The organism is Acinetobacter calcoaceticus (assembly GCF_051947995.1).
In the GTDB taxonomy this organism is placed as follows: Bacteria; Pseudomonadota; Gammaproteobacteria; order Pseudomonadales; family Moraxellaceae; genus Acinetobacter.
In genome coordinates this window covers 262,932-289,284 of the sequence record NZ_JBLVVH010000002.1, presented here as the reverse complement: position 1 = coordinate 289,284, position 26,353 = coordinate 262,932, and the positions used below count along the sequence as shown (strand labels likewise).

Below are 26,353 nucleotides of genomic sequence, written 5' to 3'. Positions count from 1 at the left end.
GTTATAAATAATTTAATAAAAACCCATAACTAATTATTTTTTATAAGCATTAAAAAACCCCAAGCCTTTAATACCAGCTTGGGGTCTTTGAATTTTGGTCCCGAGGGTCGGACTCGAACCGACACGTCATCTCTGACAGCGGATTTTGAGTCCGCCGCGTCTACCAATTTCACCACCTCGGGAAGAGTGCGATGCTTTGTGTTGCGTATGATAACCTGTTTGATTTTATTGTCAAACCCTAACTCACGCTTATTGCTCACTTTTAAATCATTCAGATATTTTTCTATCAATAAACATGCGAACTCAGCGAGAAAACGCAAAAAAGACTATACTACGCCCAATTTTTGCAATGTTTTAGATGTATGCAACTCTCCGACTTTTCGTTTGATCTCCCCGATGAACTTATTGCTCGCTATCCATTAGACAGCCGTAGCGCATCTCGCCTGCTGCATATCGATGCCCAAGGTCAATATCACGACCATGTCTTTACCGATATTCTCGATCTGCTCGAAGACGGCGATTTGCTGGTACTCAATGACACCAAAGTCATGAAAGCACGCTTAAAAGGCAAACGTGCCACCGGTGGTGCAATCGAAGTGCTAGTCGAGCGAATGCTGGATACCCACACTGCGCATTGCCATATCAAATCAAGCAATTCACCCAAAGCAGGCGCAGAACTGTATATCGGTGAAGATGCGGTTCCTGTCACTGTACAAGGCCGTCATGAAAACCTGTTTGTGGTGAAATTTTCCCAACCGATTTTGTCGGTACTGGATCAATACGGCCAGCTTCCAATTCCGCCTTATTTCAACCGTGAAGCCGAAGAGATTGATACTGAACGTTATCAAACCGTGTTCCATAATCCTGAAAAAATTGCCAGTGTTGCTGCACCCACAGCCAGCCTGCATTTCGACCAAGACCTGTTAGAAAAATTAGCCGCTAAAGGCGTACAAAAAACTTTTGTGACTTTACATGTCGGCGCAGGAACATTTATGCCGGTACGGACTACAGACATTACCAATCACATCATGCACAGTGAATGGTGTGATGTGCCGCAAGCCACCATTGACCTGATTCTGGCAACCAAAGCACGCGGTAATAAGGTGATTGCGGTAGGCACTACGGCGACCCGTGCGCTGGAAAGTGCAGCACAGGCCAACCAAGGCAAAATTGCAGCGTGGACCGGTGATACCCAGATCTTTATCTATCCAGGTTATCAGTTCTGTATCGTGGATCGTTTGATTACCAACTTCCATTTACCTGAATCGACCTTATTGATGCTGGTTTCAGCGTTGTCGAATCGCGACAATATTCTGGCTGCTTATAAACATGCGGTGCAACAACGTTATCGTTTCTTTAGTTATGGCGATGCGATGCTGATTGATAAACTCGACGCTTAAAACAATCAATAGGCTAAATTCAGGTTTAGCCTATTTTTTCAGAATAATGATTTAACAAAACCATGCCATTTATATCTAAAAAAATTCAGAAAACCTTTCAAAATCAATTTATGCATAATCAAGTGACCTTAGAAAATATTAAGGCCATTCGCCAGTTGCTTGAGGAACAGCCCACACCCGACACACTTATTTATCGCTTAAAACACTGGCAAGGCGAGCAAAACCTGTATATCAAGAACTACCTGAACTGGGCGCTGACCACATTCAGCCTGATTTTTTTATTGGCTGGCCTTTTATTCTCAGGCTACTTTCTGATTGTTTCTGTAGTTCTGTTTGCTCTTGGCCTGCGTTATCGTATTCCGACCATTGAACTGGAAAACTTAAAACAGGAACTCAGGCTTTACCTGCTGGAACAGACCTATCAGGTTCAGTTTGATCATGAAAATACGCCATTAACCCATGCATTACAGGATCATCCCTTATTTCAACTCGGTGATAAAGACAATACCGTTACAACCTTGCTTAATGGGCAAATGGCCATTAAACAGAAAAACTATGATTATTCAGTGGTTAAATATCACTATACCTATTTAACCCGAACAACCGACGATCAGGGAAGAGAGGTTTGGGAAACGACTCATTGTGATTTGTGGGGTGTGCTGATGGAGAATTTTCCCTATAAAGGCGTGAGTATTTCAGCGGCACATAAAAGCCATTGTCATCTTGGTATCGAATGGCAGTCCAGTGATATCCGTTTTAACCAGAAATATCAGCAAAGCGGTATCAGTGAATTTGAGTTTGTGAAATTCTTAACCCCAGAACGCTTACTGGCACTTGAGCACATGATGCAGGCCTTTCATGGCGATTTTTATGTCGATCCGCACACTGGCCTGATGTGCTGGTTATTTAATGAGTCGCCTTTGGCCGAAAATAATTATTTGTTTCAGGCCATAAGCATCAATGAACTGGCCGAAAAGCTGGAACAGTTGCAAATGCCAAAACTTCAACGTTTACAAGATGCTTTCTCCAGTCTGCTCAAGACCCTCTAATTGCATTTATAACGGTTAAAATAACCCGCAAGGTACTTCTTAGTTTCTGAAATTTAACGCATAATTCAGTTTATACCCAGCAATTATAATGACATAAAAACGCCATGCCGATCGATACCGTACAACAAGCCCTCCATATCCGGCGTAAAAAAAATGCGCAGGTATTTCGTAACATCGCCCGTTTATGGGAGGCTGGACAAAAATCACATAGCGATCAGGACTTGTTAGATGCTCTACATCCGTGGCGTGAAGATCATAATCTGTGTTTTTTTAATGCCCTGCCCTACCTACTGGGCATCATCAGCATCGGCACGCTGGTGTTTGGCTATTTTCTGCATCCGCATCTTCAATATATCTGGAGCCTGCTCGGGGCATTTCTAAGCGGGTTTCTGGCTTATCTCCTGTATGAACCACGAGAACCTCTCACCCGTGTAATCAATTATCTTGAACAACGCATCACGGTATTACGTTATGGCCTACAGTTTCAGCAATTACCTGCTTATTTACCGATTCAGGCGCAACCGCTACTGGTGATAAGTAAGTTAAAACAACATTTCCCCTTGTTTAATCGTGGCAGTGAATCCAACGAAATCACCCAATACGCATCCACGACATGGGACGATGGCACAACCACGCATCAGGTGCTGCTTTTTCAATATCATTACGTCAATGAAATGCCAATCCTGCAAGATCAGGGTAACGATAAGAAAATCGTCAAAGAGATTCATAAAGATTTATGGGGCGCCTTTATTTTTCAAATGCCTGCTTTGGGGATTGCGGTCAGTGATCAGCGTTCCCGTTTTTTTGAGCCCTATAGCAGTGCCTGGCAAAGCAGTGATATCCTGATTAATCGGGAACTGAATATTTTTGGTCTGGACCAACATCAGTTGGCCAAGCAGGTCAGTCCGAGTCTAACTTTAAAATTACATGATTTTTTTCAACATTTTAACGGTGATTTAATTTATCATCATCAAGAGCAAATCCTGTGTTATGTAGGCGAACAAAATCTTTTCCAAACCGCCAGTAAACGCAGTGAAATACATGATATTCCGGCATTACGCGGACACTTGCGGACCATGACCATGCCGCAGTATCAGAAGTTTCAACAACTCATGCTGAATTTAATTAGCTAATCATCTCGCAATAACAATAAGGGGCAAGCGATGACAGGTTTACTCATTTTCTTGGGGATTTTTGTGGTGCTGATTGTCTGGGGCGTGTCGATCCGCAACAACATCGTACGCTATTTTAATGCCACCAAACGGGCATGGTCAGAAGTGGCCAATTTTGAACGTCAAAAAGTCAAGACACTAGAAGCCTTAGAAGCCACACTGGATCAATATACCCAGTTCGAGAAATCCACTTTGGAAAAAGTCACTGAATTGCGTCAGCAGATCCTCAATCTGAATGTCAATGACACGGATATTTCACAGTTACAACAGATTGAGAAAATGAGCAAAGAGCTGATCCGTAGCTTGAATGTGGTGGTCGAAAATTATCCTGAACTGAAAGCGGACGCGCTGTATAGCAAGATGATGGATGATATTCAGGAACAAAACGAGAATGTCGGTGCTGCGATTACCATTTTTAACCGTAATGTGGAACTGTTTAATAACCAGATCGAAGTATTTCCAAACAACCTGATCAATACCCTGACCTTATCCAAGAAGACGATTCGTCCGTTTAAGGATAATCTGGCCACTGAAAATTTTGACTATAAACCGAATTTTTAGTGCATTTGAATTTCTCATAAAAAATATTCCTTTATCCCCCTCTTTTCAAAGAGGGGTTAGGGGAGATTATTATTTTTTGGCTATGGCTACATTTAGTAGTAGAACTGGACGCCATAATCAAGGAAAATAGCCGCTTTTGATCAGCGAACTGTTTTTTCGCCTTGATGGATAGTGTCATGAAATTTGAAAAATTAGGCCAGTCGGGGCGCGCCCGTCGTGGTCGACTCACCTTAGAACATGGTGTGGTTGAAACACCTGTATTTATGCCGGTCGGTACTTACGGCACGGTCAAAGGCATGTTGCCGCGCGATATTGAAGACATTCAGGCACAAATTATTCTGGGTAATACCTTCCATCTTTATTTACGCCCTGGTCTGGAAGTAATTAAAGAGCACGGCGGTCTGCATGAGTTTATCAAATGGGATAAACCGATTTTGACGGATTCGGGCGGTTTCCAGGTCTTTAGTCTGGGTGCAATGCGTAAGATCAAGGAAGAAGGCGTCACCTTCCGTTCGCCGATCGATGGTTCAAAAGTGTTCCTGTCTCCAGAAATTTCGATGGAGATCCAGCATGTACTCAACTCAGACATCGTGATGATTTTTGATGAGTGTACCCCTTACCCTGCAACCCATGAAGAAGCGCAAAAATCATTGCAGCTTTCTTTACGCTGGGCAAAACGTTGTAAAACCCACCACCATGATGAGCTCAAGAATAAAAATGCCTTATTCGGCATCATTCAGGGGGGCATGTACGAAGACCTGCGTGATGAGTCACTGAAAGGCTTGTTAGAGGTCGGTTTTGACGGTTATGCGATTGGTGGCTTGTCGGTCGGTGAACCGAAAGAGGAAATGATCAAGGTGCTTGATTATTTACCGAATAAAATGCCTCAAGACAAACCACGTTACCTGATGGGTGTGGGCAAACCGGAAGATATCGTGGAAGCGGTCCGCCGTGGTGTCGATATGTTTGACTGCGTGATGCCAACCCGTAATGCCCGTAATGGTCATTATTTCGTGACTGATGGTCTGGTCAGAATCCGTAACAGCAAATATCGTCATGATAAGGGGCCATTAGACCCACATTGCGATTGCTACACTTGTAAAAACTTTACCCGTGCCTATTTATATCATTTAGAGAAGTGCGGTGAGATGTTGGCTTCAATGCTCGGCACCATCCATAACTTGCGTTACTACCAACGCCTGACTCAAGGTATGCGTGATGCACTGGATAACGGCACATTTGATGAATACGTTCAGGACTTTTATGCACGTCGTGGATTAGATGTTCCGCCTTGCCCAGAAGACTAATGTCCAGTAAATGCATCAAGATTTGCGCCTAATCGCAAGACAAGGTACATTGCAAAACGAATTGGAATTTATTGTTAATTTTTTGGCTTTTTAATTTTAGGAAAACGAAATGAGTCTTTTCATCTCTACTGCTCACGCTGCCCCGGCTGCTACACAAGGTCCAAGCTTGATGGCTAACTTGTTGATGATCGCGGTATTTATCGCAATCTTCTATTTCTTGATCTGGAGACCACAAGCAAAACGTGCCAAAGAACATCGTTCTTTGATCGAAAGCTTGGGTGTAGGCAGCGAAATCGTGTTTGCTGGTGGTTTAATGGGGAAAATTATCAAACTCGAAGGTGACTTTGCAGTAGTTGAACTCACTCGTGGTGTTGAGGTAAAAATCCAGCGTGCGAGTGTCATTTCAGTATTACCTGAAGGCACATTAAATAACCTTTAATCATAAAATAGTCGTGCCTCAGCACGACTTTTTCATTTAAGAAGAAAGCGAATGCGTTACCCTGCATGGAAATATTTACTGATCCTGGTTGTCCTTGTGATCAGTACGTTATATGCACTTCCAAGTCTGTATCCAGATGAGCCTGCAGTCCAGATTTCTGGCGCGAAAGCCGGCACCAAGATTGATCAGACTATCGTGCAAAAAGCTGAGCAGATTTTAAAAACTGCCAATATTAGCAGTCACGACAATAGCTTCACCAACAATGCGGCATTATTACGTCTAAGCTCTTCTGAAGCGCAGTTAAAAGCCAAAGAAGTCCTTCGTCGTGATCTTGGTGATGACTATGTCGTTGCACTCAACCTTGCACCAACCACACCGGAGTGGTTGCAAAAGATTGGTGCGAAACCGATGAAACTCGGTTTGGACTTACGTGGCGGTGTCCACTTCTTGCTCGAAGTCGACATGGATAAAGCCATTAGTCAGCGTATGGAAACATCTGCGACTGATTTGCGTCGTCAATTCCGTGATAACAAAATCAAATTCAATAACCTGGCGTTAAACAACAACACCATTACTGTCCAGTTTGCAAACAATGCAGACCGTGATGCAGCGACTGATTTCTTGCGTCGCAATGGTAATGAGTTTACCCAACAGGCGGTTGCGACGTCATCTGGTGCAACCTTAAGACTGAATTATACCGATACACGTCGTCAGGAAATTCAAGCTTATGCAGTAAACCAGAACTTGACCACCTTACGTAACCGTATTAACGAACTCGGTGTGGCCGAAGCTTTGGTACAAACACAGGGTAGCAACCGTATTGTGGTTGAATTACCGGGTGTGCAGGATACAGCGGAAGCAAAACGTGTCTTGGGTCGTACAGCCAACTTGGAGTTCCGTCTGGTTGCGGATAGTAATGATCAATATATCGATCCATATACCGGTAAATATAACGGTCAGCCGCTTCCTCCTGGCACTGAAGTGTTCGCTTACCAATCACTGGATAGCGGTCGTCAGTTGCTGTTGCAACGTAACCGTATCTTGACGGGTGAACGTGTTCAGAACGCAAGCTCTGGCTTTAGTCAGGACTCAGGCGGCGCTGAAGTCAACATTACGCTGGACACTGCGGGCGGTAAGCTCATGTCAGATGCAACGCGTGGTGCTGTTGGCAAACGTATGGCAGTCCTGTTTATTGAAAATAAACAGAAAATCTCTTACGTTGCAGACCCGAATACTGGCGTTCAAACTGAAGTTCGTACCCCATATACTGAATCTGTGGTGATCAATGCCGCCACCATTCAGGCGGTGCTGGGTTCACAATTCCGTATTACCGGTCTGGATTCACCACAAGAAGCGGCTGAGCTTGCCTTGATGCTGCGAGCAGGTGCACTTGCTGCGCCAATGTACTTCGTGGAAGAACGTGTGGTTGGTCCAAGCCTGGGTCAGGAAAATATTGACAAAGGTGTGTTATCGACTCAAATCGGCTTCTTGCTGGTTGCGATCTGGATGGTCGTATTCTTCCGTTTATTCGGTTTAATCGCGAACTTTGCCTTGGTCTTTAACCTTGCCATGATCTTAACGGTGATGTCTTGGATTGGTGCTTCCCTCACCCTGCCGGGTATTGCCGGTATCGTCATTACCATTGGTATGGCGGTCGATGCCAACGTCCTGATCTGTGAACGAATACGGGAAGAAATGCTCTGGGGCGCCTCGCCCAAACAGGCGATTGTGGCGGGTTATGATCGAGCCTATAACACCATTCTTGACTCGAACCTGACCACCTTCCTGGTTGCGTTTATCCTGTTCGCGATTGGTACAGGCCCGATTAAAGGCTTCGCTGTAACTTTGATGATTGGTATTGTCTGTTCAATGTTTACGGCCATTACCGTCACTCGTGCCATCGTCCAGCTCATTTATGGCAAACGCCGTAATTTGAAAAAGTTGAGTATTTAAGGAGATTCACATGACTGATCTGACTCAACAAGACTCAAAACAATACGGTCGCCCGGATAACCTGAAAATTATCCCATTCATGAAGATTGCCAAACCTGCGGCAATCTTCTCGATCCTGCTGACGATTGCGAGTATTTTCTTTATCGTGACCAAAGGTCTGAATCTCGGTCTGGACTTTACGGGCGGTATTTCTGCCGAACTGAACTACAAGCAAGGCGTTCAGCCAACGCAAGTGGTTCAGGCACTTGACCGTGCCGGCTTTAAAGATGCAGTAGTACAAACCCTGGGCAGTAATACTGACCTGATCGTGCGTATGCCTGTGCAAGAAGATCTTAATGTTGAAGACCTGAGCAATAGCATCACCAAAGCAGTTCAATTGCCAAATAACACCGTAGAAGTCCATAAAGTGGACTCTGTCGGTGGTGCAGTCGGGAATGAGCTGTATGTGCGTTCTGCAGGTGCAGTGGCGCTTGCGTTGATCTTGATGCTGATCTACGTGACCATCCGCTTCGAGTTTAAACTCGCGATGGGTGCAGTCATGTCGTTATTCCACGACATCATCATTATTATTGGTGCATTCGCATTGTTCCAATGGCCTTTCGACTTGACCGTATTGGCTGCGGTACTTGCGGTGATCGGTTTCTCGCTCAACGATAACATCGTTGTATCGGACCGTATCCGTGAGAACTTCCGTAAGATTCGCGGTGCCACACCTCGTGAAATCGTTGATATTGCACTGACAGAAACCTTACGTCGTACCATCCACACCTCGATGACCTTATTACTCGTGGTACTTGCCATGATGTTCCTAGGCGGTGATGGCTTACACTGGTTCTCTGTTGCCATGTTTGTCGGTGTATTCGTGGGAACTTACTCATCGATTTATATCGGTACAGCATTCGCTTTATGGCGTGGTCTGAATCGTCAGGACTTTATTGTTCAAGTTAAACCTGAATTTGAAGAAGAAGAGATTCCTTAAATCTCTCTCCTCTTGGATTCAAATAAAATGCCAGCAATATGCTGGCATTTTTTATCGCATTAAAATCTGCTCTATCTGACGACGCTTTAATGCTGAACAATCTGAATTTTTGGAAACTGAAAGCCTCGGCAAGACTGCTCTGCCCGCCATGCAATGGTGACCACGATTTTCTGGTTCAGGATAAAGTTCTGGTAGGCAAAAGTACCGATCAATGGATGCGAACACATGCCGCCCTGATCGGAGGGATGCACCTGTGTATTTAAACTATTCAGATCCAGACGAATCCCCAGACCAGAAGCTTTTAAAATTGCTTCCTTGGTGGTCCAGACTCTAAACCAGTATTCAATATCCTGATCTTGCTGTTGCCAGATCTGGTATTCCTCGGGATGAAAGGCATGCCGGGCCAAGGCATCGTAACGGACTTTCCGGTCCATCTCCTCAACATCAATACCGATATCTTGAACACGCTCACTCATTGCCAACGCATAATATTGCTGACTATGCGAATGATTAAAATGTAAGGAATGAGAACTTAAAAAAGGTTTGCCATGCTCATGTTTGGCAAAAATCAGTTTATCTATGGCGCATTCCAGTTGCTGGGAAAGCAACTGATTACGTCGGGCCTGAATCTGCTGTTTTTGATAATGATTAAAGCTTCTTAAATCAGCAAAATCTGTTTTCTTCTTTTCAAGCAGTTGAGCCAATGCCTGAACATGGATTTCAATTTCACGTGTCGTCATTGGCTTAACCTGCTGTTATCTATACTTAAAATTTAACAAGATCGCCTTTGAGCGCAACACTCGCTACCGCCATACCTTTATAGCATTGATAGGTGCTTGAGCTTTGTGCTTCATTCTTTTTAAAATAGCTCACAATATTGGTCACAGCATTGGCGCCACGTGCTTTCGCAGCTTTGTCTAACTGTATCAATGCAGAACGAAGCACCCAGTCACATGACTTTTCAGCCGACTTACCAAAGCCATTGGTCTTCTGATTGGTCACGATATCTTGTTCTAACACCTTGCCACCTGCTCTATTTCCTTTCAGATAGAACTTTACGCTCCCGTCTAAAGTACCATCAGCAACTGCACGATCCACAGCAGCTTTAAAATCAAAATTATGTACAGTATCGGCAGCTTGAGCAGATGCAGCAAAGCCTGTGCTTAGAATTGTTGCTAGAAATAATTGTTTCATTGACATTATTATGCCCCTCGTTATGTTACACGTTTAAAAATCAGTGACGTATTAATACCGCCAAAAGCAAAATTATTGCTCATCATGATCTTGATATCACCCGTTCTCACCTGTCGAGTAATATAATCCAGATCACCACATAGTGGATCGACTTCATCCAGATTCAGGGTTGGAATCAATTGTCCGCGCTGCATCATTTCAATCCCTAACCATGCCTCAATGGCACCGCAAGCACCTAAAGTATGTCCAAAATAGCTTTTTAAGGAACTAATCGGTTTACGTCCCAGTATCCGTGCAGTGGCCTGACTTTCTGCAATATCGCCCTGATCGGTAGAAGTCCCATGCGCATTGACATAGTCAATCTGGCTGGCATCCAGCTTGGCATCTTTCAGCGCCATTTGCATGCATTGTCCCATTCTTTCAGTATCAGGTCGGGTGACATGCTGTCCATCGGTATTGCTGGCATAACCCATAATCTCAGCATAGATCTTGGCTCCACGCTGCTTGGCATGTTCATATTCTTCAAGAATCAGGCTTCCCGCACCTTCACCAATCACCAAGCCATCACGTTGCGTATCAAATGGACGTGGTGATTTTTCAGGATGATCATTCATGCCACTGGTCGCCAACAGCACATCAAACACGGCGGCACCTGCGGCACTCAGTTCCTCTGCGCCTCCGGCAATCATGACCGTCTGTTTGCCATATTTAATCGCTTCATAAGCCTGACCAATGGCCATTGAGCCCGAGGTACATGCGCTTGAAGTCGGTAAGGTCAAGCCTTTTAAACCAAAGTAAACCGTCATGTTTACAGCGCTGGTATGGGACATCATCCGGATATAGGTCGTCGCATTGATCTTACTCATATCCTGATCAATCAACATATTACCGAACTCGCGAACGGCATCGACGCTCCCCGCGGAAGAACCGAAAGCCACACCAGCATCGCCACTTTGCAAGATCTCATGACCTAGCAGTCCTGCATCGTGTAATGCATTTTCCGCACTGATCACGGACATGAGCGCTACCCGCCCCATACCACGCGTAACCTTGCGGTTAAAATGCTTGGCAACCTGAAAGCTGGTGACAGGTCCAGCCAGTTTGGTTCTTAAATCGGGATATTGCTCCCACTCAGGCATATAGCAAATGCCACTTTTACCCGCATGGAATTGTGCAAAAATTTCATCTGCAGTTTCACCTAATGAGGTGATACCAGCCATGCCTGTAACCACAACACGCTTCATCAGATCAGTCCTCCATTGACCGAAATCACCTGACGGGTAATATACGATGCCTCATCTGAACACAAGAATTTCACCACGCCAGCAACTTCATCGACCTGTCCCATGCGTTGCATTGGAATCATTTTTAAGGCGTGTTGCTTAACTTCCTCAGTGACCATTTCCGTTTCAATCAGGCCAGGTGCAACACAATTCACCGTAATTTTGCGCTTGGCCAATTCCAGAGCCAATGCCTTGGTCGCGCCAATCAGCCCTGCTTTTGCTGCACTATAATTCACCTGTCCACGATTTCCCATAATGCCCGATACCGAAGACAGCGTGACAATACGTCCACCTTGACGTAAATGGATCATCGGCATAATCAGAGGCTTAAGTACATTATAAAACCCATCTAACGAGGTCGAAATGACTTCATCCCAATCCTCATCGGTTAAGGCCGGAAAAGCCCCATCATGCGTAAGCCCCGCATTCAGCACCACGCCATAGAAAGCCCCATGCTGTTCCACATCCTGTTCTAATGCGCTTTTAACGCGCTCACGTTCATTTACATCAAATAATAAATAATGGCTGTTTTGTCCAAGACCTTGGATCTGCTCAACCACTTGCGCGGCTTCCGCTTCACGCGAACGCGCATGAATGGTGACATCGAAACCTGCCCGGGCCAGTTGCAACGCAATCGCTTTACCAATCCCGCGGCTTGAGCCTGTCACTAATATTCTTCTATTCATGGTTATTCCTAAAACGATAACGTCTGAGTCGATGGATCTGTCGGCTCATAAACACTTAACATGGCACTAATCACCTGCGCATTGCAGTGAATTTCACAAGAGAACTGCCCTAAGCCTTCATGCAGATATTGCTGTTCAACCCGAATTGTCAATCTCTGCCCAAGTGCAAAATAGGCAAAAGGTAATTGAAGTTTTCGTGTGCCCAACAGGAAGCCAACCTTAGGCGCTTGCTGTGATTGCTGCCCCATCCAGCCAGAATAAGCACTAATGGTCTGCGCCATAATTTCAATGCTTGCCCAGGTCGGCAAACCTGCTGCTTCACAGAACATTAACTCAGGGCGAATGGTCAGTTCGGCAATCGCATAACCTTCATTGGCCTCAACCAGATGATCAATAAAGACCATGGGCTGTTCGTGCGGAATATATTGAATTGCATCCAGTTTCATTTATGTTGCCACACCCAATAATAAGCTGATATTACTGCCTCCAAAGGCAAAAGAGTTACTCAACACATAATCGATGTTCCCCACCTGCTGAGGATCGGTGACATAGTTCATATCCGCCAGATCAGGATCAATGGCTGTGTGTTGATGCAATGGCAACCAGCGCTGATCTTTTAATAGCTGAGTACAAATAAAAGCCTCTATCGCACCCGCAGCCCCCAGACAATGTCCCGTCTTGTGCTTAGTACTGCTTAAGGCGACATGCTGAGCGGAGAAGATTCGCCGAACTGCCTTGATTTCCATGGCATCATTTTGTAGCGTAGCGGTCCCATGCAAATTGATATAACCCACCTGTTCAGGTGTAATCGCAGCACTCTCTAAAGCACGCTGCATTGCTGTCGCTGCACCCAGACCTTCAGGATGAGGGGCCGAGATATGCCATGCATCCATCGACTCCCCCACACCGTAGAGCATGATCGGTGCAGAGACCCTGGTCAGTAAAAATAAGGCAGCGGCTTCACCAATATTAATGCCGTCACGATTGACACCGCAGGGTTGGCAGATATCCGCCGATAGGCTTTCCAGACTATTAAAGCCGTTTAAGGTCAGCTGGCATAGAGTATCGACCCCACCGACCAGTACCGCATCGGCCAATCCTGCCTGAATTAAACGTTGTCCGGCAGCAAATGCTTTGGCACTCGATGAGCAAGCCGTCGAAATGGTATAGGCCGTACCTTGCCAGTCCAGATAATGTTGCAGTGCTTTTGCCAGACAGCCCATTTCCTGTGGCTGATAAGAAATCTCAAGCGATGTATTACCATTAAAATACTGTTTCAGTAACTGTTCACTATCAGAGATACCTGAAGTTGAAGTTCCCATCACAATACTGAGCCGTTTTGGATCAATCCCTGCAATCTGCTGTTGCAGTTCAACCTCAATTTTTTGCAGCGCCGTCAGGGCAAAACGTAGATTCCGCGAATCAAATATCTTTAACGATTCTGGTACGCTTTCAATTAAAGCCTCTGCATAACGCCCCACCCAAACCGGACGATCGGCTAAAAATCCAGTTTCCAGTGTCAGGGGATTGTCAGGCGTCGTTAAACGTTCGCGAATGTGCTGAATATCCTGACCCAGTGCAGACAGCCCGACACTGATGGGAATACCAACCGCTTGCAACGGTGCTTGCAGGGATAAAGATTCACTCATGGCTGCCTCCCTTGCTCGGGTTGATCGCTATTTAAGGTATTTTCAATCGGGCTTAAGGTCATCCGATAAGGCACTTGCACATTATCCAGCTCAATGGCATTGCCATTTTTCCGGATCTGCAAAATAACTTTCTGCTGAATCAATACCTGTTGCTGAGAGGTATCATTTTCAACAGTAACGCCCTGTTGTCCCAAGGTTGCAAATTCAGGGTAGGTTGAAAATAAAATATCCCGAACCACAAACTCAAAAGGCAGTAAGCGCATCTGGTCAATGCGTTGCTGTACCTTGACCTGCTGTCCATCAAACTGGAGCTGAAATAACGCTTGTCCTGTCAGTCCAAGACCCACCAGACTTAGCTGTTGTCCCCGTTGCTGCTGATATAGCAAAAAACTAAAGCTTTTGTCTTTCCACTGCACTTCAACTTGATCTTGTCGTTGATATTGCTGCGCAGGCCAATGACTGCTTTGCAGCCCTTGCGCATGCGGTGTCAGCTGACAGCCCGTAAATAACAATACACTACAGCACAATAGGCTGGCCCAAATCCATTGCATATTAAACCTCAAAGGCTTTCTCTTGCGCCACACCATCACGGCAATACTCAGCCAGAGTACTTAAACGACGCTTGGCATTTTTATGAATCGGATTGTGATCATCCCATGCATATCCTGCCAAAAGTGAGGAAATCATACGGCGAATTCCTTCATTTTGATGCGTTGCAAATACCACATCCTGAAATTCACCTTCATACCACGACTCCACATAAGCACGGAACACCTGAATGCCTTTACGTAAAGGCATTTCATATTCCTGCATCCAGTCAACCGCTTCCCCCTGCAACATACGGTCAAGCAAAGGAATCGCCAGACTGGAAGATTTCAGTGCAATGGTTACACCCGAGGAAAATACCGGATCAAGAAACTCTCCCGCATTGCCGAGTAAAGCGTAATTACGCCCTGCCAAATGTTTTACATTGGCGGAGTAACCAACCAAAGTACGTACCGGTGTATCAAATTTTGCTTGCTGTAATACCGCAGATAAAGCAGGATCATCTGCCAGAATACGTTTTAATAATGCGTCTGGCTCATTTTGTGTCGCATCGTCATCATGATAACGGTCAAAGAAATCCTGTTCTGCCACTACACCAAATGATGAGCGGCCATCGGCAAAAGGAATCAGCCAGTACCAGGCCCGTCGGTCTTTTTCATGTACCGTAATCAGGATTTTCTCACGATCGAAATCGGCACGCTCACCAATGCCATCTTCAATATGGGTAAATAAGGCACGACGAACCGGAAAATTGGACGGACTTTCCAATTCTAGAAACTTCGGCAAGATGCGCCCGAATCCACTGGCATCCAATAAAAACCTGGCCTGAATTTGATAGTGTTGTTGTGCATCATCCATCACTGTCAAAACCGGATGTTCGGCCTCGACATCGACTGCAATCACTTCATGTCCAAAGCGTATATCAGCACCATAGTGCTGTGCCTGCTGCGCCAGTAAATGGTCAAAGTCGGCACGGCGGACTTGCCAGGTTGTACCAGGACCTTCACTGAATTTCTCAGTAAAATCATAGTGACTGCGTTTCTCACCACATAGAAATGCAGCACCATTTTTAAACTGGAACGCATGTTCTGCCACATGCGCGCGTACCGTGTCCAGCAGACCCGCTTCCTCCAGAAACACCATGCACTGCGGCAATAGCGATTCACCAATTGAAAAGCGTGGAAAATATTGCTTTTCAATCACCGTTACGGCATAGCCTTTTTGACGAAGCAAAGCAGCGGCTGAACTGCCCGAAGGCCCAGCGCCTATAATCACCACATCGGTGTGTTGTAAAGTACTCATCTCTCCCCCAAAACTTAAATCTTCTAATGCTCTTCTAAGTTCACAATATGTTTTTGATCTGCTGGTGTAAGCAATGTCGCATAAATAAATGAAAAGATGACGCCCAATAAAACAGTGAGACCGAAACAATGAATTGCATAGGTATGACTTAATGATAATAAACCAAAACCTAATAAGGTCGACATCATACACAAAAACAGCGCCATGCCAACGATCTGGGGATGATCATGTCCATGGCGATAGAAAATCGCATAGTCCACGCCAATCCCGATAATCAGGAAGGTTCCCATGATACTAAACAGGTTAATTTCCACGCCTAGCCATGCCTGAATGGCAAAAGTCGTCAATAACGCCAAGCTGACCGGTAGAACCAGCGGCAGGACTGAACGCTTGCCATAGATAAGCCCCAATCCGATAGCCAGACTCAACAACGCATAAATCAGTAAATGCTGGGCTTGCTGGCGATGCTGTGCAAAGGCCTGCGAAAGCGTACTGACCGGCTGCTGAAAATCAATATGGGACGATTCCATTTGCTGTAATAGGTCAACCTGTTTTACTCCCCTGACCATCACCAGACGTTCCGTTGGATTAGGCTGTAAAAATGCCAAGGGATGCTGCTGAAAAACCTGTTGTGTCAATAACGGTTGCTGCTGCAATTGCTGTTGCCACTGCTGTACATCTGCAAACTTTAACCCCATGCGCGCTGCATATCCTTTTAGTGCCGTTGCTGGAATTTGCTGCAGCAATTTCACATTTTGCTGTTGCTGCGCGAAGGGTGGAATCCATTGTCCCAAGGCCTGAAAACTTTCAATCTGGCCTTGTGCCTGCAAATGTTGCAGTTGCTGGACTAATTTTGATTCCTGTTGTTCAAGTTCAGCACTTGAGTTCGCCCGTACCACAAAATAGTCACTACTTTGCTGTTGCCCGAACAGGGAGCGAATATACAGATCTTCCTGTTTCAGCTTGCTGTCCATGCTTTGCAAATTACGAATATCATCATTCGCTTGCAAACTGAATAGACTGATTCCCGCGATCACCAGAATAGTTAAAATAAAACCATAACGAACGTTCTGATGTTGCTGGAACCATTGTCTCACCTGCCCGATCCAGATCAGACGGCGAATTGCAGGCTGCGCATTTAACGGCGGCAAACGCGGCAATAGCAACACACTGGTGATCCACGCTGCAAGCAGACCGACAATCGAAAACACGGCAATTTGTCTAAAAGCTGGAAATGGCGTGAAACTGAGAAAAATATAAGCCACCACCGTTGTCATTAAGCCCATAAACAAGCTGGGTAACAACGGTGTTAAAATTTTAAAGCCATCCAGTTGACGGTGCTGGGATTGCATCGCCATAAAATAGAAAGAAAAATCGACGCAGACCCCGATGAGACTGGCCCCAAACACCAGCGTCATCAGGTGAATTTCCCCAAACAGCAGATGGGTGGCTGCAAATGCCAGCAAGCTCCCTGTTGATACAGCGATAAATTCAGTGATGAGTGGACGAAATGAACGGAAACCGAACCAGACCAATAAAATTAATCCAAATGTCGAGCCTAACCCAATGGTTGAAATTTCCTGTTTCGCCGACTGCGTGCCGAAATTAGAAAATAAAATGGTTCCGGTCCAATGTGACTTGACCTTAAGCTGTGCGAGCTGCGGTTTTAGCTGTTCAATCCAGCCTGTGACCTGCTCCTGATAATCAATGTTATAAGGACTGTTCTTTAATTCCAGTACCAATAAACGAGATATGTCCTGCTCATCATGAATTGTGGCGAATCCGTCTTCCAGCTCGATATGACTTCCCGCCTGACCCACCACATTTAACATATAGCGCGGAAATAACAGCAACGGATCCTGCTGCAATGAGGTCGCAGTAATGGGCATGCCAACACTCATGAGTTGCATTAGGCTCTGTTCAGTCAGTGCTTCATAATCCTGTTGCTGTAAAAACTGCCGATCTTGCTGGCTTAGTAAGCCAGCCCGATGCTGATACAACTGCTTGGAAAATTGTTCTAAATCAAGTTGGGGTTTCAGCGGCTGCCACAGCTCACCCTGTTGCAGTTTCTGCTGAAACAGTTGAGTTGCTTGCGCTAAGGCCTGTTGATCGGAACTCTCTAAAACGACAAAAACTTTCTCATTCAGTTGATCGCTTATATATTTCTGGGTTTGCGCGAGTTCAGGATTTTGCTGTGTTTCAGGCAACAAAGCAAAAATATTGGTCTGGATATGAATATCCTTTTTCAACCATGCCACTGCAAGCGCAAGCCCAACAATGGTTAAAAGTACTAACCAAATGGCAGTAAATTTATTTTGCCAATTGGAAAAGCGCATCTTCAGCAGCCGTGAGTTGGTTCGGTTGATTATTTTGATGATGGAATAAAATCGTGGTGCTGTTATTGGCCTGTTCCTGAATCACAATTTTATTCACATATTGCTGTCCCTGCGCATCAATTCGTACAAACAGTTTTTTAAATAATCCTGATTTAGGTGTTAAGGCAACACTCCAGCCCGTTGGTCGATAATCAGCAGACACGACATTAAAATTCTTCGCCAGTGCCTTTTCATCACCCGACATCAGCTGTAAAAATAAAGTCGCAACCGAACTGTACGGTGACTGATCAATCTGGATCTGGCTATAGGTTCTTTGTGTTTTCTGGACGAGTCTCTTTTGCGTAACGATCAGATCTGCCTGAACAGGACGTTTAATTTGCCACAGCACGCCATTATTTTTGGCAAAGGTTAATGCCCCACTGGAAATAAAGGTTTTATTCAAACTGGCCAGTTTCTTTTGCTGCTCAAAATCGGCGCGCACAATATCACTTTTAGACAGCTGCTTAAAAATTGATGAGACCTGTTCGGTATTGGCAGAAGTTGCCACACTGAAACAGAGCAACACACTCCATACCACGCTGTGCAACATTAACCGGTAACGTTTTCGTGGTAGCGCTTGCAACACCTTCGAGAGCAGATTAATCATGATGATGCTCCTTAAATGCATCCCAGCCATTCAAACAGTCCAGTAAAATTTGCGGGGACTGGAAACACATTTCACGAGTGGCAATGTTCACCGCAACTTGTGTGGTATAGCCCTTGGTTAAACGGCGTCCGGTCTCTGCATCCAGAATCAAATACTCGATTTTTAAACGATTTTCCCATTCTTTTAAAATGGCACGGACTTTGATTTTCTGCTCGAATTCAATGCCCTGTACATAACGTACATGACTTTCAATCACGGGCCATGCATAGCCTGATGCTCTCATCTGGTTGTAGTTATAATGAAACTGTTCCAGCAACTTACAACGGGCGATTTCAAAATACTTTAAATAATGGCCATGCCAGACCACATTCATGGTATCGACATCATGAAAAGGAATCTCAATGATTACATCTGCCTGCATTGTGCGCTCCTATGCCTTTTCCTGAAACTGATTCAACAATTCAAAGTTGTCGAAACGATCAATGATTTGTTGTAATTCAGTTTGTAATGGGCGGTCTTCTTCAAGTAATGCAAAACTTTGTAAGGTCCATTCGACAAAGGCTTTTAAACTTGGACTGAGTTGTGAGACCACACCTTTTAAATGCACCGCCTGTACACTGGCACAACATAAAGCCGCCACAACCTGCTGCGTCAGGGTAATCACACGTGTTGCATCCCGTGCCGCAATAGTGCCCATACTCACTTTGTCCTGATTATGACATTCGGTCGAACGAGAAAAAATAGAGGCCGCTAGCGTATGCTTCAAGGCTTCAGCAGTCCAGGCTGACACTCCGATTTGCACGGCTTTAAAGCCATGATTTAACGGTAAGCGGTCTGCACCAGAGCCTGTCAGATTACGTGGCAATCCATGATTCATTTTATGGTCGACCAGTTGTGCAATTTGACGATCCATCAGATCCGCAATATTGGCAATCATGATCTTTAAACTGTCCATGGCCTGTGCAATATGCCCGCCATAGAAGTGTCCGCCATGCAGTACCCGTAAGTTCACAGGATCGATCAACGGATTATCGTTACTCGAATTTAATTCATTTTCAATAAACTGGCGTAACCATGTTTTGGAATCTTCAAATACTCCAATAATATGCGGTGCACAACGTAAGGAATAACGATCCTGCAAACGTGGACTTTGATGCGCTGTTTGTACTTCACTATTCAGCCATTCACGTAGTTGCTGTGCAATCAGTTGCTGCCCCTGATGCGGTTTTTGCGCAAACAAGACCTCATCAAAATGACTTGGATTCCCTTCAAGTGCCAGTACATTTAAGGCCGTGATCAAGGTACTGGCCAATGCCACCTGTTCAGCTTTTTTATAGTTTAAGCAAGCGATCGCCGTCATCACTGCGGTGCCATTCATCAGTGCCAACCCTTCTTTCGGGCGCAAGATGAGTGGCGGAATGCCTTTCTCGGCGTAGATCTGGGCAATCGGTACAATCTTGCCTTGCGCATAAACATCGCGCTCCCCGACCAAAGCACCGGCAATATAGGATAAAGGGGTCAAATCACCACTGGCGCCGACAGAGCCTTCTGATGGAATCACCGGAATAATATTGTCATTGAGCATCCAGACCAAACGCTCCAGCAATGCCAAAGAAACTCCGGAATAACCACGTGCCAGAGAGCACAAACGTGTAACCACAACTGCACGTGCAGTGATCAGGTCCAGATTTTCACCTAAGCCACAGCCATGAAAACGGGACAAATGCAAAGGCAGCTCATTGACCTGATGCATGGGGATTTCAACCAGACAGGAATCACCATAACCCGTGGTCACGCCATAAATCACCCCTTCATCCAGCAAGAGTTGATCTAAAAAGTCAGCACCACGCTGAATCAATTCACGCCAAGCCGCTGATGTCGGTAAAGCCACTTGCCTCTCTTGTCGGGCAACCGCGACCACATCTTCGATACTGAGCGCTTGTTCCCCCACAATCAGAACCGGCTTGACCCTTGCTTCAATTTGACTTGCATTCACGTTATTTTGTCCAAAACTGATAAAAATTAAACCATTGATACGGGGCACGTAAGCAATGCTGTTCTAATACGGTGACATAGGATTGGGTAATGTGTTGCATGCTGCTTAAACGGTTTTTACGCGGTAAATCAACCTGTTCAGCAATAGCATGAATATGGAGCTGAAACGTTTGCTGGACACGATAGCAAAATACAGCCAGTACGGGGACCTTGAGTAAATTGGCCAGAATCCAGGCGCCTTGGGGTAAAGCTGCCGCTTGCCCTAAAAACTGTACGCTTTGCACGCGATCTGATTGCACAGGGACACGGTCTGCGGCCACGATGACCCACTCCCCCTGCTGCATTTTTTCCTGCAACAGGATGGCGGTTTCAATTCCTAACTCATCAACAGAAATTAAATTCACATCGGCTTTATCATTAATTTTTTTTAAAAACCGGTTAAATTGAGACGCGTGTTTTTGATAGACCAGCACGTTGATCTTTTGTGGATGTTCTGACTTTATCGCACGCAACAATTCAATATTGCCGAAATGCGACACCACAATAATGGCACCTTTTTGATAATGTTGCTGAAAATGCTCATGCCCGAATAACTGTAATTGCTGTTCAGGAATATGCCCCAGCCAGCCCTCTATTTTATCTAAAATGCATTCACCGAATTGCATAAAATGCGTATAGCTATTGGTCCAGTTCGGCATCGATTCAAATGGCGATTGTGTGCCTGCAAACAGGTGCACACGTTGTAGATATTGCAATGATGCCTGGCGTGCAGTCACGGCAAATAGCCAATACCACATGATAATAAAGTACAGCACGACACGGCATAACCAGCGCCCGCCACAACGATAAAAGCCAAGCATGAGCATCAGCGGTAAGAGCCCGCCACGTTCTTTAATATCATGCCAGGTTCGGTCTGTTCTGTGCTGTCCCATAGAATTAGTCAGCCTTGATCTTATGCCAGACTAATTTAGGCAAACGAATCAGCATACCAGCAAATAACCTTGCATGCGCTTTGCTTAAACCGAGATTATCCCGCCACACATTAAAATGAGAAATGCCATGTTCAGGATAAATCACCTTGGTCGGCACATTGATGAACTGGATATTTTCCCACTTTAACCTTACCAGAATCTCGCTATCAAAGCCCATTCGCGGCTGGAATCGGGCCGTGTTCAGGATTGGCATGGTTTGCGCCAATGGATAGATGCGGAAACCGCACATACTGTCTTTAATTTCAAAAGACAGGCTATTCAGCCAGACCCAGAAATGCGTGACATAACGACCATAGAGACGCTTTTTCGGTACAGATGCATCAAAAACAGGCTGACCGATCACCATCGCCTGGGGATGCTGTTGCGATAGCTCAATAAATTTCGCCACATCATCCCAGCAATGCTGACCATCTGCATCAATCTGCAATACATGGCTCATGCCACGTTGTGCTGCATGTTGCAAACCAGTGATCACAGCTTGGCCTTTACCTAAATTTTGGGAGTGCTCAACCAAATCGACCAAAGCATTGTGTTGTGCCAGTTGATGCAGAATCGCTGTACAAGCCGCATCACTACCATCATTAACCAAGATGACCGGATACTGGAATTGGGATAAATGCTGCACCAGATCAGCCAGATAATGCGGATGATTATAAACAGGAATCACAATGCTATATGCCAACATAACTGGCCCTACCCCTCATCAACAGCAAATGCAAGACGACCAGAAGCCAGAGTCTGTTCAGCGGCGGTCATTTCAAAGCTAATTTTATGCTGTTTACGCGTTAATTTTAATTGTATCACTGCATAAGGACGTATCAGGTTCTGGAACTTGATCTGCTCCAATCCCTGACACTCATTTAAATCAGACCATCTGTGCTTGGCAAACTGTTGAACAAAACTGATCTGCCCAACGCCAGGATAAATTGCTTGCTTCGGAAAATGTCCTTTAAAGCATTCCAGCTCAGGAGGAAACTCCAATTGAAGATAATGCTCATCCTGCACTTGCCACTGTGATAAAACGACGGGCTGCAACATGGGTGCAAACAGTGCTTTTAAATAGTTTTTATCCCGTTTTGATTGCGTATTTTGTGGAATCTGACTCAGAAACCGCCATTGCCTTGGAATTGCAATGCTTTCAAGTTGAAACTGGAGTTGCTGCTTTAACTGCTTCACAAATACCGCTTTGCCCAGCTTCATCAGCTGCTGCTGGGCCGCTGTTGTCAGCACCACAATGCACGCCAGCATTTGCCGATTCTGATGTTCCGTCACCAAGACATGACTTTGTTCAACCTGAACCAAGCCATTGATCTGCTGCTCAATGGCATCCAGACTTAAACGCTTTTCTTCGAGTTTGATAATGCGATCCAGTCGCCCCAATAGTTTAAATTGCTTCAGACTGATATCGATCCACTCAGCAGCATCGCCAGTAATGATCCAGCCAGACTCACCGGCATGGTGACTTTGCACCATGAGCTGCGTGGTCGCTGAAATCTGAATTTCAACATTATCAAATGCTGTCCACGCTGCCTCATCCTGATGACGGTGTGCGATGCCCCCTGTTTCGGAACTCCCCAAAACTTCCACTATCGGCACATTCAGGGATGGACGAATACCTGCATCCAGTTTTCCACCTGAGCTAAAGATCATTTCACAATGTTTTAAGGCGAGATCCTGAGTCCAACGTTTTAATAAAGCAGGACTTGAGATCACATAATTGGTCCAGCCCGCTTGAGCTAAACGCTGTTGCGCCTGAATAACATCTTCTGGGAACGCCAGTTGCGTATTGAAAAAAGGACGACCCGTTGCCAATGGTAGCAGTAGCTTGAATAATAAACCGTAGATATGCTGATGGCTAACCGTCGCAATCGCAGCACTTTTTGCATTGAGCTGGAAACTACTGGCCAAGCCTGAAACTTCATTTAAAAGCTGCTTTAAGGTCCGTTCAATTTTTTTCGGCTCCCCAGTTGAGCCAGAGCTAAAAAACATTACTTCCGCCTGATCGAGAAATTCATCTTTGTGCAATCTGATCAGGTTTGCTTCATGTTCACTGCGCTCGAAAGATGCATGAACAGGTTGACGCTCAAGAAAATGAATATCTTGCTGTAAAAATTGTTGCTCTAAATCACGCACCCGATGCGGCGGTAAAATAATTTTTTTGTTGGCGAGCAAAGCTGCAAAAAACAGGACACTAAATTGGTAACTGTCCTGTTCCCATAACGCCCAGCTCTGTTGAGGTAAATTTTGAATAGCTGCTGTCTGTTCAGCAACCTCCTGCCAAAAGTCCGCATAAGAAATGGTTTTAAATTCAGCGCTAATACAAAATGTTTTTGCTGAATCGGTATCGTTATAAAAGAAGATAGGCATAGTATTTTAAGATATTGTTTGATTTAAACGTTGATGTCGTTTGCGTAAGATAAACTCACCCAATAATAAAATTCCCATCAAAACGTAAGAGATAAAACCATTATAGATGACCCATAACTTCATTGGTGCAAAGCAGGTTGCCAATGCAATCAGGGCATTGATACTAAAAAATATACACCAGACCAGCGTCACTTTACGTGTCCACTTTACCCCCGATGCAGGTAAATCCGGTTCCATCAGACGGGCAAAACGCTCAATCATGGAAGGTGGCTTATACAGCGTCAGGGCAAAAATAATCAACGCCCCCAAACTCATCCCAACCGGGTAAAGCTTAAGCCAGGCATGGTCTTTTAAAATCAGACTCAAACCACCACAAATAATGGCTAGTCCGGTCAAAGGTAACATCAAGTCTTTTTTCGCACTGACTAAACGAAGTATACCCAGAACGACGAGTAAAGCGCTGACCCAGAGAAACTGACCATGCGATAGACTCCATCCGACAATAAAGGGGTATAACACAAAAAATGTGATCACGCCCCCCCTGAACAGATGTTTCATTCAGCCGTCATGTTCTGAATGACAACAACAACATCTTGTACTGTTCTGACGGCCTTAAAATCTTCTGGCTTCACTTGCTTGCCAGTCAGTTCTTTAATTTTCACCACTAAATCCACCGCATCGATACTGTCGACGTCGAGATCTTCATATAAATTTGAATCAAGCTGAATATCATCAGGCTCAATTTCAAACAAATCCTGCATCCATTCTCTTAATTTTGCCAGCACCTGTTCTTGAGTTAACATCGATCTACTCCTTAAACTGCTTGCTGTGCTTCAACCAAAGCCACTAGGCTTTGAACTGATTTAAAATACTGTTTGGTCTCATCGGACTCGGCATTCAAATGAATGTTGTAACGCTTTTTCAATGCCAAGCCCAACTCTAGAGCATCGATTGAGTCTAAACCCAAACCCTCACCAAAGAGTGGAGCGTCGGTTTCAATATCACTGATGCTAATATCCTCAAGTGCGAGAACATCAATAATCATTTGCTTTAATTCATCAGCAAGATTGCTCATTTTTAGATAACTCATCATTAAAAATTTGATAAAAATGTTGATTCAGCTGACGTACCTGCTTAGGACTAACGTCTGAATCCGTTAATAGGTCTTTGACCTCAATTGCATCGAGCACCTTAATTTCAATATGAAAGGGTTGCGCAGGCACATGATACCATTTTTCATTTTTGGTTAAGGTCGATGGTGTACAACGTATCAACACGGGACGCACTGGCACATTGGCACGGATGGCAATATTTGCAGCACCACGTTGAAACTCGTTCAGAGATTCGCCTTTTTCCGTGCGGGTGCCTTCAGGAAAGATCAACAATGAGGCTGCACCCTGCTCTTTTAAGCGCAGCACACAGTCCTCAATAAACTGCTGTGAACCTGCATTTAAAATATAACCGGCGCTACGCACTGGCCCCCGCGTAAAAGGGTTCGACCATAAAGACTGCTTCACCACACAATTGGCCTGTTGCATCAGTCCAATCATCACGACCACATCAATCAAGGTGGGATGATTGGCAATCACCAGTTCCTGACGGCTATTGTGTAATTTTTCCAGTCCTTCTACCGAATAGGTCATGACGCCTAACTTGACCATCATTTCGGTAAAGCCTTTAAAGCTATAACGAATCACTTGCTGGGCACGTTGCTGGCAGATTTGTGGATCACGGCTGCTAAGATGAACCAGAGGAGCAACCAATGTTGCAATACCGATACCGCCCGCACCAAAACTTGCAAAACTAAATCCTGTAGCGGCAACACGCCACACATAATTGGTTTTTTGTTTAATCTGCTTGAGCTTTAACATTTTTTCCATCTCACTACAGACGGGTTCTCTTCTACAGATTGCCAAAATTGGTAAAAAGCCAGACTTTCCCCGGAATCTGAACCCGATAACGTCAGGATCTCCAGATTCGGTTGTTCCAGACTCACAATCGTTGCCAAAGAAAATGCTGGGAAATCAGTCGCATCACGATAAAGTGCCGGTAAAGCTTGGTCATAAGCCACCACCAGAACATGTTTTACTGCACGACTGGATTTTAAAATGGCATAGGCTTCGATCAAGGCTTCGGTCCATTCACAACTCAGGCTTGTAGAAGGTGTATCGTCCTGACACAATATTGAATATAAGCCTGCAATCGCATTATGGACAGAGGTTGAAAATTGTGTAGGTGATGGTGTCTGTTCTTGTAATACATCTTTTAGGATATCTAAAGTTTTTTGCTCATCCCCGTATTTTGAAACCCATACGATATAGTCTGCTCGCTGTCCTGCTAAGGCCGTTAATGCGCCATGTAGCGCCATTTTTGCCAGAGGCGATAAACGTCGACGTTGCATTGCAGGAATAGCATCTAGGGCAGCATAGTTTGGCTGTGCATAGGTAAGCTGAGGCTGCGTTAGATGTAATTTAAACATGCAATGCACAATCCGATC

28 protein-coding genes and 1 tRNA gene are annotated in these 26,353 nt (G+C 45.0%); 8 read left to right on the top strand and 21 right to left on the bottom strand.

Annotation, left to right across the window (positions count from 1 at the left end):
- Window positions 1-95: 95 nt before the first annotated feature.
- Window positions 96-182, bottom strand: a tRNA-Leu gene (locus ACNQO6_RS04545).
- A gap of 180 nt (window positions 183-362) precedes the next feature.
- Here ACNQO6_RS04545 and queA point away from each other — a divergent pair.
- The 8 genes from queA (at window position 363) to secF (ending at window position 8,860) form a co-directional block, all read left to right on the top strand.
- A complete protein-coding gene (gene queA, locus ACNQO6_RS04540) occupies window positions 363-1,400 on the top strand; it encodes a tRNA preQ1(34) S-adenosylmethionine ribosyltransferase-isomerase QueA (protein WP_440208226.1) in 1,038 nt (345 codons plus the stop codon).
- 62 nt (window positions 1,401-1,462) lie between these two features.
- Window positions 1,463-2,449 (top strand): hypothetical protein, encoded by a 987-nt coding sequence (locus ACNQO6_RS04535; protein WP_440208225.1) that lies wholly within the window; start codon window positions 1,463-1,465, stop codon window positions 2,447-2,449.
- Between the two features lie 104 nt (window positions 2,450-2,553).
- The gene (locus ACNQO6_RS04530) at window positions 2,554-3,582 is read left to right on the top strand and encodes a hypothetical protein (protein ID WP_440208224.1); all 1,029 of its coding nucleotides are present in this window, start codon (window positions 2,554-2,556) and stop codon (window positions 3,580-3,582) included.
- 30 nt (window positions 3,583-3,612) lie between these two features.
- Window positions 3,613-4,182: a LemA family protein gene (locus ACNQO6_RS04525; RefSeq protein WP_004775583.1), complete on the top strand. Its 570-nt coding sequence runs from the start codon at window positions 3,613-3,615 to the stop codon at window positions 4,180-4,182.
- A 176-nt stretch (window positions 4,183-4,358) separates the two neighbouring features.
- Window positions 4,359-5,489, top strand: a complete 1,131-nt coding sequence (gene tgt, locus ACNQO6_RS04520; protein WP_279696859.1) for a tRNA guanosine(34) transglycosylase Tgt — start codon at window positions 4,359-4,361, stop codon at window positions 5,487-5,489.
- A 109-nt stretch (window positions 5,490-5,598) separates the two neighbouring features.
- Entirely contained in the window at window positions 5,599-5,928 is a 330-nt protein-coding gene (yajC, locus tag ACNQO6_RS04515; RefSeq protein ID WP_004775585.1) for a preprotein translocase subunit YajC, read from the top strand.
- A 51-nt stretch (window positions 5,929-5,979) separates the two neighbouring features.
- A complete protein-coding gene (secD, locus tag ACNQO6_RS04510; protein ID WP_343580679.1) occupies window positions 5,980-7,881 on the top strand; it encodes a protein translocase subunit SecD in 1,902 nt (633 codons plus the stop codon).
- Window positions 7,882-7,891: 10 nt separating this feature from the next.
- Window positions 7,892-8,860, top strand: coding sequence for a protein translocase subunit SecF (secF, locus tag ACNQO6_RS04505; RefSeq protein ID WP_343580678.1), 969 nt, complete (start codon window positions 7,892-7,894; stop codon window positions 8,858-8,860).
- Window positions 8,861-8,946: 86 nt separating this feature from the next.
- Here the strand turns inward: secF and ACNQO6_RS04500 are convergent, their stop codons facing one another.
- The 20 genes from ACNQO6_RS04500 to ACNQO6_RS04405 are packed head-to-tail and all read right to left on the bottom strand — an operon-like array spanning window position 8,947 to window position 26,335.
- Window positions 8,947-9,600 (bottom strand): 4'-phosphopantetheinyl transferase family protein, encoded by a 654-nt coding sequence (locus ACNQO6_RS04500; RefSeq protein ID WP_440208223.1) that lies wholly within the window; start codon window positions 9,598-9,600, stop codon window positions 8,947-8,949.
- A 25-nt stretch (window positions 9,601-9,625) separates the two neighbouring features.
- Window positions 9,626-10,060 (bottom strand): excinuclease, encoded by a 435-nt coding sequence (locus ACNQO6_RS04495; protein ID WP_440208222.1) that lies wholly within the window; start codon window positions 10,058-10,060, stop codon window positions 9,626-9,628.
- 14 nt (window positions 10,061-10,074) lie between these two features.
- A complete protein-coding gene (locus ACNQO6_RS04490; protein ID WP_440208221.1) occupies window positions 10,075-11,298 on the bottom strand; it encodes a beta-ketoacyl-ACP synthase in 1,224 nt (407 codons plus the stop codon).
- The gene (locus ACNQO6_RS04485) at window positions 11,298-12,023 is read right to left on the bottom strand and encodes a 3-ketoacyl-ACP reductase FabG2 (RefSeq protein WP_440208220.1); all 726 of its coding nucleotides are present in this window, start codon (window positions 12,021-12,023) and stop codon (window positions 11,298-11,300) included. Before ACNQO6_RS04485 ends, ACNQO6_RS04490 begins: the two co-directional genes overlap by 1 nt.
- A gap of 8 nt (window positions 12,024-12,031) precedes the next feature.
- The gene (locus tag ACNQO6_RS04480) at window positions 12,032-12,469 is read right to left on the bottom strand and encodes an ApeP family dehydratase (RefSeq protein WP_440208219.1); all 438 of its coding nucleotides are present in this window, start codon (window positions 12,467-12,469) and stop codon (window positions 12,032-12,034) included.
- Window positions 12,470-13,672, bottom strand: coding sequence for a beta-ketoacyl-[acyl-carrier-protein] synthase family protein (locus ACNQO6_RS04475; protein WP_440208218.1), 1,203 nt, complete (start codon window positions 13,670-13,672; stop codon window positions 12,470-12,472). It abuts the gene before it with no gap.
- Window positions 13,669-14,223: a DUF3261 domain-containing protein gene (locus tag ACNQO6_RS04470; RefSeq protein WP_440208217.1), complete on the bottom strand. Its 555-nt coding sequence runs from the start codon at window positions 14,221-14,223 to the stop codon at window positions 13,669-13,671. Before ACNQO6_RS04470 ends, ACNQO6_RS04475 begins: the two co-directional genes overlap by 4 nt.
- Before the next feature lies 1 nt (window position 14,224).
- Complete coding sequence (locus ACNQO6_RS04465) at window positions 14,225-15,520, bottom strand: NAD(P)/FAD-dependent oxidoreductase (protein ID WP_440208216.1); 1,296 nt, start codon at window positions 15,518-15,520, stop codon at window positions 14,225-14,227.
- A gap of 23 nt (window positions 15,521-15,543) precedes the next feature.
- Window positions 15,544-17,856 (bottom strand): MMPL family transporter, encoded by a 2,313-nt coding sequence (locus tag ACNQO6_RS04460; RefSeq protein ID WP_440208215.1) that lies wholly within the window; start codon window positions 17,854-17,856, stop codon window positions 15,544-15,546.
- On the bottom strand, window positions 17,831-18,502 hold the full coding sequence (locus ACNQO6_RS04455; RefSeq protein ID WP_440208214.1) for a LolA family protein: 672 nt from the start codon (window positions 18,500-18,502) through the stop codon (window positions 17,831-17,833). The genes ACNQO6_RS04460 and ACNQO6_RS04455 overlap by 26 nt, the downstream gene beginning before the upstream one ends.
- Window positions 18,495-18,923, bottom strand: coding sequence for an acyl-CoA thioesterase (locus ACNQO6_RS04450; RefSeq protein ID WP_440208213.1), 429 nt, complete (start codon window positions 18,921-18,923; stop codon window positions 18,495-18,497). Before ACNQO6_RS04450 ends, ACNQO6_RS04455 begins: the two co-directional genes overlap by 8 nt.
- 9 nt (window positions 18,924-18,932) lie before the next feature.
- Complete coding sequence (locus ACNQO6_RS04445; RefSeq protein ID WP_440208212.1) at window positions 18,933-20,498, bottom strand: HAL/PAL/TAL family ammonia-lyase; 1,566 nt, start codon at window positions 20,496-20,498, stop codon at window positions 18,933-18,935.
- A gap of 1 nt (window position 20,499) precedes the next feature.
- A complete protein-coding gene (locus tag ACNQO6_RS04440) occupies window positions 20,500-21,429 on the bottom strand; it encodes an LpxL/LpxP family acyltransferase (protein WP_440208211.1) in 930 nt (309 codons plus the stop codon).
- A 4-nt stretch (window positions 21,430-21,433) separates the two neighbouring features.
- The gene (locus ACNQO6_RS04435; RefSeq protein WP_440208210.1) at window positions 21,434-22,174 is read right to left on the bottom strand and encodes a glycosyltransferase family 2 protein; all 741 of its coding nucleotides are present in this window, start codon (window positions 22,172-22,174) and stop codon (window positions 21,434-21,436) included.
- A gap of 8 nt (window positions 22,175-22,182) precedes the next feature.
- The gene (locus tag ACNQO6_RS04430; RefSeq protein ID WP_440208209.1) at window positions 22,183-23,856 is read right to left on the bottom strand and encodes an AMP-binding protein; all 1,674 of its coding nucleotides are present in this window, start codon (window positions 23,854-23,856) and stop codon (window positions 22,183-22,185) included.
- A gap of 6 nt (window positions 23,857-23,862) precedes the next feature.
- Window positions 23,863-24,414 carry a septation protein IspZ gene (locus ACNQO6_RS04425; protein ID WP_343580835.1) on the bottom strand — a complete coding sequence of 184 codons (552 nt, stop codon included), beginning with the start codon at window positions 24,412-24,414 and terminating at the stop codon, window positions 23,863-23,865.
- Window positions 24,411-24,659 (bottom strand): acyl carrier protein, encoded by a 249-nt coding sequence (locus ACNQO6_RS04420; protein WP_005193178.1) that lies wholly within the window; start codon window positions 24,657-24,659, stop codon window positions 24,411-24,413. Before ACNQO6_RS04420 ends, ACNQO6_RS04425 begins: the two co-directional genes overlap by 4 nt.
- An 11-nt stretch (window positions 24,660-24,670) precedes the next feature.
- A complete protein-coding gene (locus tag ACNQO6_RS04415) occupies window positions 24,671-24,931 on the bottom strand; it encodes a phosphopantetheine-binding protein (protein ID WP_440208208.1) in 261 nt (86 codons plus the stop codon).
- Window positions 24,915-25,736: a lysophospholipid acyltransferase family protein gene (locus ACNQO6_RS04410; protein WP_440208207.1), complete on the bottom strand. Its 822-nt coding sequence runs from the start codon at window positions 25,734-25,736 to the stop codon at window positions 24,915-24,917. Before ACNQO6_RS04410 ends, ACNQO6_RS04415 begins: the two co-directional genes overlap by 17 nt.
- Complete coding sequence (locus tag ACNQO6_RS04405) at window positions 25,721-26,335, bottom strand: beta-ketoacyl synthase chain length factor (RefSeq protein ID WP_440208206.1); 615 nt, start codon at window positions 26,333-26,335, stop codon at window positions 25,721-25,723. The genes ACNQO6_RS04410 and ACNQO6_RS04405 overlap by 16 nt, the downstream gene beginning before the upstream one ends.
- Window positions 26,336-26,353: the final 18 nt, after the last annotated feature.

Bases quoted from the DNA above. Each gene is read 5' to 3' on its own strand.
- queA (WP_440208226.1), top strand. From the start codon at position 363: ATGCAACTCTCCGACTTTTCGTTTGATCTCCCCGATGAACTTATTGCT.
- ACNQO6_RS04490 (WP_440208221.1), bottom strand. From the start codon at position 11,298: ATGAAGCGTGTTGTGGTTACAGGCATGGCTGGTATCACCTCATTAGGT.
- ACNQO6_RS04425 (WP_343580835.1), bottom strand. From the start codon at position 24,414: ATGAAACATCTGTTCAGGGGGGGCGTGATCACATTTTTTGTGTTATAC.
- ACNQO6_RS04440 (WP_440208211.1), bottom strand. From the start codon at position 21,429: ATGGGACAGCACAGAACAGACCGAACCTGGCATGATATTAAAGAACGT.
- ACNQO6_RS04480 (WP_440208219.1), bottom strand. From the start codon at position 12,469: ATGAAACTGGATGCAATTCAATATATTCCGCACGAACAGCCCATGGTC.
- ACNQO6_RS04485 (WP_440208220.1), bottom strand. From the start codon at position 12,023: ATGAATAGAAGAATATTAGTGACAGGCTCAAGCCGCGGGATTGGTAAA.
- ACNQO6_RS04455 (WP_440208214.1), bottom strand. From the start codon at position 18,502: ATGATTAATCTGCTCTCGAAGGTGTTGCAAGCGCTACCACGAAAACGT.
- ACNQO6_RS04405 (WP_440208206.1), bottom strand. From the start codon at position 26,335: ATGTTTAAATTACATCTAACGCAGCCTCAGCTTACCTATGCACAGCCA.
- ACNQO6_RS04500 (WP_440208223.1), bottom strand. From the start codon at position 9,600: ATGACGACACGTGAAATTGAAATCCATGTTCAGGCATTGGCTCAACTG.
- ACNQO6_RS04530 (WP_440208224.1), top strand. From the start codon at position 2,554: ATGCCGATCGATACCGTACAACAAGCCCTCCATATCCGGCGTAAAAAA.
- ACNQO6_RS04495 (WP_440208222.1), bottom strand. From the start codon at position 10,060: ATGTCAATGAAACAATTATTTCTAGCAACAATTCTAAGCACAGGCTTT.
- ACNQO6_RS04415 (WP_440208208.1), bottom strand. From the start codon at position 24,931: ATGAGCAATCTTGCTGATGAATTAAAGCAAATGATTATTGATGTTCTC.
- secF (WP_343580678.1), top strand. From the start codon at position 7,892: ATGACTGATCTGACTCAACAAGACTCAAAACAATACGGTCGCCCGGAT.
- ACNQO6_RS04460 (WP_440208215.1), bottom strand. From the start codon at position 17,856: ATGCGCTTTTCCAATTGGCAAAATAAATTTACTGCCATTTGGTTAGTA.
- ACNQO6_RS04535 (WP_440208225.1), top strand. From the start codon at position 1,463: ATGCCATTTATATCTAAAAAAATTCAGAAAACCTTTCAAAATCAATTT.
- yajC (WP_004775585.1), top strand. From the start codon at position 5,599: ATGAGTCTTTTCATCTCTACTGCTCACGCTGCCCCGGCTGCTACACAA.
- ACNQO6_RS04465 (WP_440208216.1), bottom strand. From the start codon at position 15,520: ATGAGTACTTTACAACACACCGATGTGGTGATTATAGGCGCTGGGCCT.
- tgt (WP_279696859.1), top strand. From the start codon at position 4,359: ATGAAATTTGAAAAATTAGGCCAGTCGGGGCGCGCCCGTCGTGGTCGA.
- ACNQO6_RS04470 (WP_440208217.1), bottom strand. From the start codon at position 14,223: ATGCAATGGATTTGGGCCAGCCTATTGTGCTGTAGTGTATTGTTATTT.
- ACNQO6_RS04410 (WP_440208207.1), bottom strand. From the start codon at position 25,736: ATGGAAAAAATGTTAAAGCTCAAGCAGATTAAACAAAAAACCAATTAT.
- ACNQO6_RS04420 (WP_005193178.1), bottom strand. From the start codon at position 24,659: ATGTTAACTCAAGAACAGGTGCTGGCAAAATTAAGAGAATGGATGCAG.
- ACNQO6_RS04430 (WP_440208209.1), bottom strand. From the start codon at position 23,856: ATGCCTATCTTCTTTTATAACGATACCGATTCAGCAAAAACATTTTGT.
- ACNQO6_RS04450 (WP_440208213.1), bottom strand. From the start codon at position 18,923: ATGCAGGCAGATGTAATCATTGAGATTCCTTTTCATGATGTCGATACC.
- ACNQO6_RS04475 (WP_440208218.1), bottom strand. From the start codon at position 13,672: ATGAGTGAATCTTTATCCCTGCAAGCACCGTTGCAAGCGGTTGGTATT.
- secD (WP_343580679.1), top strand. From the start codon at position 5,980: ATGCGTTACCCTGCATGGAAATATTTACTGATCCTGGTTGTCCTTGTG.
- ACNQO6_RS04435 (WP_440208210.1), bottom strand. From the start codon at position 22,174: ATGTTGGCATATAGCATTGTGATTCCTGTTTATAATCATCCGCATTAT.
- ACNQO6_RS04525 (WP_004775583.1), top strand. From the start codon at position 3,613: ATGACAGGTTTACTCATTTTCTTGGGGATTTTTGTGGTGCTGATTGTC.